The organism is Streptomyces flavofungini (genome assembly GCF_041028215.1).
GTDB lineage: Bacteria > Actinomycetota > Actinomycetes > Streptomycetales > Streptomycetaceae > Streptomyces > Streptomyces flavofungini_B.
The window spans coordinates 1-2,450 of sequence record NZ_JASKYR010001040.1; the positions used below are offsets into that span (position 1 = coordinate 1).

At 75.5% G+C, this 2,450-nt stretch carries 1 protein-coding gene; it reads right to left on the minus strand.

Going from position 1 to position 2,450, the window contains the following annotated elements:
• Positions 1-21: 21 nt before the first annotated feature.
• Positions 22-2,450 (minus strand): ATP-grasp domain-containing protein (locus AB8Z36_RS38115; RefSeq protein ID WP_369217951.1); only part of this gene is annotated, 2,429 nt, incomplete at its 5' end.

Here is a 2,450-nt window from a genome sequence, read left to right on the forward strand (position 1 = left end):
GTCGGTGTGCGGCCGAGGTGCTCAGCGGGGGAGGGGGACGAGGCGGTGGCGCAGGGCGGCCTCGGCCCGGTCCAGGGCCGTGGCGCACTGCCCGGGGGTGTCGCCCACGGCGACGAGGGCGGCCAGGCGCGGCACGATGCCGCGCGGCGGCAGCCGCAACTCGGTGCCCGGCGGCGCGAGGTCGACCGTCTCGACGATGCCGGGGACGGCCGCCGCGGCGGTGAGGTCCAGCTCCCGTACGACGGCGTCGTGGGCGGGGTAGAGGAAGCGGACCTCGGCGCACCGCTCGTGCGGCGGGGTCAGGTCGGGTGTGCGGCCCAGGGCGAGGTCGGCCGCGGCCGCCACCTGGTCGATGCCGGTGGCGAGCCTGCCGAGCAGGGGGATGAAGTCACCGCCGAGCCGCCCGTTGACCTCGACCACGCGCGGCCCCGAGGGGGTCAGGCGCAGTTCGCTGTGGGTGATGCCGGTGCGCAGTCCGAGCGCGGCATGCGCGGCCGTGACCACGAACTCCACCTCGTACGCCCAGGGTTCGTCGCGCCAGGGCGCCACCAGGTGCCCGACCTCCTCGAAGTGGGGGGCGAAGCCGAGGCGCTTGCGGGCGACGTTGACGATCCGCACCCGGCCGTTGTCCACCGCGCAGTCCACGCTGATCTCGGGCCCGGTCAGATACTCCTCCACGATGGCGCCCGCCAGGCGGTCGATGCCGGGGAAGGAGGAGGTGGTGGCCTGCTGGTAGGCGCGGCCGACCTCTTCGGGGCCGGTGGCGAGGGTGACACCGATGGACCCGGCGAGACCGCGCGGCTTGACCACCACGGGCAGGCCGAGGTCCCGGGCCGCCTCGATCGCCTCGTCGCGGTCGTGGACGTGGCGGAAGCCCGCGGAGGGCACTCCGGCGGCGGCCAGGACCTGGCGGGTGGTGAGCTTGTCGCGGCAGCCGCGCACGGCCTCGGGCCCCAGGTGGGGCAGGTTCAGCCGCCTGGCGACCTCGGCGGTGGTGGCCAGGAGTGTCTCGTCCCAGGTGAGGACCGCGCCCGGGCCGGTGGCCGAGGCGAGCAGACCGGCGACGGCGGCGGTGACCGCGTCGGCGTCGGAGGTGTCGGCGGCCCGGAACCGGTCGCCGATGTAGGGGCGCTGCCACTGCGGCGGCGCGGGCTGCACGAGCCCGGTCTCGACCCGCTCGGCCAGGGCGGCGAGCGCGTACGTGCGGTACGGCGGATTCCCGCAGCCTACGACGGCGAGGCGGGCGGGCGCTTCGGCGTCGACCGGCGTGCACACCAGCGCCGTCGCCCGCGCGGTGCGCAGCAGGGCCGCCTCGACCTCGGCGCTGCTGCCCCCCTGGAACCGGAAGCGTGCCCCGGCGTGCTCGTAGCCGCCGCCGTTCATCAGCCGTCCCGGGTGCGGGAGGCTGCTGGCGTACGCGGGCATGTCCTCCGGCAGCGTGACCGACCGCACCCGGCAGGGCGCGGGCACGGAAGGCGGCACAAGGAGCCACCCGCCGGTTTGGCCCGTACGGGGCGGCGCGGCCGGGGTGGGATCGGGGGCGCCCGTCTGGTGGGCGAAGGCGGCGGCCATGAGGTCGACGCCGTGCACGTCCCGCCAGATGAAGGGCACTTCGGCGCCGCCGGGCCTGGCCCCGAGTTCGAGCACGGTCAGCGCGCCGGTCGCGCTCTCGAAGAGTTCCAGGTGGAAGACGGAGGGCCGGGCGAGCAGGGCCTGTACGGCCCGCGCGGTCACCACGCCGATCCGGGCGAGCACGGCGTCGTCGTCGATCTCCACCGAGCCGAGTACCTCGCCGGAGGTGAACTCCAGACAGGTGCTCAGATAGCGCGACGCCCGCCAGAGACGGAGGTCCTGGCCGTCGAAGACGCCGTCGACGTGCAGGACGCGGTCCGCCACCCACGGCTGGACGATCATGTCGGTGTCGGTTGGGAAGCGGTACGCGGCCAGCTCCTCCGGCGAGTCCAGGCGCGTGACGTCGGCGCTCGCGGTGCCGCGGCGCGGCTTGACCAGGACCGGCCAGCCGTGTGCGGCGGCGAACCGGGTCACCGCCGGGTGATCGGGCGCGGCGGCGGTCGCGGGCGTGGGGACCCCTTGGGCGTCGAGGCGCTGGGCCATCAGCAACTTGTCGCGCACCGGGCGCAGTTCCTCGGCGCCGGGGCCGGGCAGGGAGAGCTCGTCGCGCAGCACGGCCGCGAGGTCGAGGTCGGTCTCCTGGAGGGCGACGATCCGGGCCGGCGGCCCGCAGCGCTCGGCCAGCCGGTCCACGGCCTCCCGCACCGCCTTGGTGTTCTCGGTGCTGTCCACCAGTTCCACCCCGGCGGCCGTCTCCAGGGGCAGGTGGGTCAGTGCTCGCTCGGTGGTGACATAGCTGACCCGGTGGGCGGTGTGGTCGAGGTAGGCGGCGTAATCGGCGTAGCGGTCGCTCCACCGGTGCAGGACGACGACATGGG